The 3,173-nt window shown below is 70.7% G+C and carries 1 protein-coding gene and 1 pseudogene; both read left to right on the forward strand.

Annotated features, from left to right (window positions below):
• Positions 1 to 323 precede the first annotated feature (323 nt).
• Positions 324 to 2,123 (forward strand): long-chain fatty acid--CoA ligase, encoded by a 1,800-nt coding sequence (locus ABZ371_RS30765; RefSeq protein WP_358685823.1) that lies wholly within the window; start codon positions 324 to 326, stop codon positions 2,121 to 2,123.
• A gap of 135 nt (positions 2,124 to 2,258) precedes the next feature.
• Positions 2,259 to 3,092: pseudogene (locus ABZ371_RS30770) on the forward strand (aldo/keto reductase); the annotation flags it as partial.
• Positions 3,093 to 3,173: the final 81 nt, after the last annotated feature.

Raw genomic sequence — 3,173 nt, forward strand, 5'->3', positions numbered from 1 at the left:
AGGAGGCGGCCGGCGCGCTGGCCGCGGCCGTCCTGGCCGGTGCCGACCGGCTGCACCGCGGGCCGCTCGGGCCCGCGCACCCCGGCCGCACGTGAGCGCCGCGTACAGATTCGGTGGAGATTCCCGCGCCCGTTACTTACCCCGCGGTCAGAAGTGCGCCCGTCCCTGCCCGCCTGGCCCGTGTTTCTGTGGTCGGCCTGTGCAGATGTGATGCTTTCCGGACACTTGGGACCCTCCCGCAGCCGCTTGGCGTGGGGTAGCGTCGCGGCGCCGTGCGGAGCGCCACAAGGAGCAGGTCATTGCGCGAGTTCACTGTCCCACCCATGGCCGCCGCCCCTCAAGTCGGCGGTCTTGCCGATACCGTCTTCGACCACGCCGGGAGCGACCCGCACCGGATCGCCCTCGGGCGCAAGGACGCGGACGGACGGTGGCACGACGTCTCCGCGGCCGCCTTCCGCGACGAGGTACTGGCCCTCGCCAAGGGGCTGATCGCCCACGGGGTCCGGTTCGGCGACCGGGTCGCCCTGATGTCCCGTACGCGCTACGAGTGGACGCTGTTCGACTTCGCGCTCTGGGCCGTCGGCGCCCAGTCGGTGCCCGTCTACCCGACGTCGTCGGCCGAGCAGGTCCTGTGGATGCTGCACGACGCCGAGGTCGCGGCCGTCATGGTCGAGCACGAGGACCACGCCATGACGATCGGCTCGGTGATCGACAGGCTGCCGCACCTGAAGCGGCTCTGGCAGCTCGACGCGGACGCGGTGGGCGAGCTCGTGGAGGCCGGGGCGCAGATCGACGACGAGGTGGTGCACCGGCACAGACGCGCCGTGACCCCCGAGTCGGTGGCCACCGTCATCTACACCTCGGGCACCACCGGCCGCCCCAAGGGCTGCGTGATCACCCACGCCAACTTCATGTTCGAGGCCGACACGATGGTCAGCCGCTGGCATCCGGTGTTCCACTCCAGGACGGGAGAGGAGGCCGCCACCCTGCTGTTCCTGCCGCTGGCCCACGTGTTCGGGCGCATGGTGGAGATCGCGGCGCTCCGGGGCCGGGTGAAGCTGGGCCACCAGCCGGAGCTGTCGGCGAAGGCGCTGATGCCGGACCTGGTGTCCTTCCGGCCGACGTTCATCCTGGCGGTGCCGTACATCTTCGAGAAGGTCTTCAACGGCGCGCGGCGCAAGGCGGAGGCGGAGGGGCGTGCCGGCGCGTTCGACAAGGCCGTCGACATCGCGGTGAAGTACGCGGAGGCGATGGAGGAACGGGCCTTCGGGACGGGCCCCGGTCCGTCGGCCGCGCTGCGGATGCAGCACCAGTTCTTCGACAAGGTCGTCTACAAGAAGGTCCGCGACGCGATGGGCGGCCGGGTGCGGCACGCGATGTCGGGCGGCTCCGGCATGGAAAGGCGGCTCGGACTCTTCTTCGCGGGGGCCGGCGTCACGGTCTACGAGGGCTACGGCCTCACCGAGACGACCGCCGCGGCCACGGCCAACCCGCCCGAGCGCACCCGCTACGGCACCGTCGGCCGCCCGATCCCGGGCTCCACCGTGCACATCGCCCGGGACGGCGAGGTCTGGGTCCACGGCGCCAACGTGTTCTCCGGGTACCTGGGCGATCCCGAGGCCACCGCCGCGGTGCTGCACGACGGCTGGCTGGCCACCGGGGACCTGGGCGCGCTCGACGAGGACGGATACCTGACCATCACCGGGCGGAAGAAGGAGATCCTGGTGACGTCCGGCGGCAAGAGCGTGTCACCGGCCGCACTGGAGGAGCGGGTGCGCGCGCACCCCCTGGTCGCGCAGTGCATCGTGGTGGGCAACGACCGGCCCTACATCTCCGCGCTCGTGACCGTCGACCAGGAGTCGGTGGACCACTGGCTCGCCATGCAGGGCCGGCCGCCCATGCGGGCCGCCGACCTGGTGCGCGACCCCGACCTGGAGATGGAGGTCCGCCGGGCCGTGGTGGCCGCCAACACGGCCGTGTCACAGGCCGAGTCCATCCGGACGTTCCGCATCCTGGCGCACCAGTTCACCGAGGAGCAGGGGATGCTCACGCCCTCCCTCAAACTGAAGCGGAAGGCGATCGAGGCGGCGTACGCGACCGAGGTCGACGCCCTCTACCGCTGATCCCCTTTCCGCTGCTGACGGCATGTCAGGGCACACCGGTGTGCGCGTTCACAGCCTCCCGCAGCCGGGAATGCGCGGGCTCCGTCGTTCGTTGACCTTGCGAGTACCAACCGACGACGTAAGGATCGACCGCTCGTGAGCCAGGTCCCCTCCATCACCCTGAACAACGGCCTCGAGATGCCGCAGCTCGGCTTCGGTGTCTGGCAGGTGCCGGACGACGAGGCCACGACGGCCGTGGCCACGGCCATCGAGTCCGGGTACCGGAGCATCGACACCGCCGCGATCTACGGGAACGAGACGGGCACCGGCAAGGCCGTCGCCGCCTCCGGTGTGCCGCGCGAGGAACTCTTCATCACCACCAAGCTGTGGAACGCCGACCAGGGCTTCGACTCCACACTGCGCGCCTTCGACGCCTCGCTGGACAAGCTGGGTCTGGACTACGTCGACCTCTACCTCATCCACTGGCCGCTGCCGATGAAGGACGCCTACGTCGACACGTACAAGGCCCTCGAGAAGATCCACGCCGACGGCCGCGCGAAGTCCATCGGCGTGTCGAACTTCCTGCCGTCCCACCTGGAGCGGCTGATGGACGAGACCTCCGTCGTGCCCGCCGTCAACCAGATCGAGCTGCACCCGCGGTTCCAGCAGGCGGAGGCACGCGCCTTCCACGCCCGGCACGGCATCGTCACCGAGGCATGGTCGCCGCTCGGGCAGGGCAAGGGCCTCGGGGTGCCGACCGTCGCGGCCGTCGCACACAAGCACGGCAGGACCCCGGCCCAGGTGGTGCTGCGCTGGCACCTGCAGACCGGTCACGTCGCCATCCCCAAGTCCGTGACGCCGTCGCGGATCGTGGAGAACCTCGACGTGTTCGGCTTCGAGCTGGACGCCGACGACCTGGCCGCCTTCGCCGCCCTCGACGACGGCGAGCGCATCGGTGCGGACCCGGCGGCTTTCTCCCGATCAGGAGCGCGGCCAGCACCATCGCACCGCCGAGCGGCACCCACGCGTGCAGGAAGCCCGGTGTCCCGGTGCGTACGACCTCGTCGGTGC

The organism is Streptomyces sp. NPDC005899 (assembly GCF_040629645.1).
In the GTDB taxonomy this organism is placed as follows: Bacteria; Actinomycetota; Actinomycetes; order Streptomycetales; family Streptomycetaceae; genus Streptomyces.

What these genes read in the sequence shown, in the direction of transcription:
- ABZ371_RS30765 (WP_358685823.1), top strand. Translation starts at nt 324, where the DNA reads ATGGCCGCCGCCCCTCAAGTCGGCGGTCTTGCCGATACCGTCTTCGAC.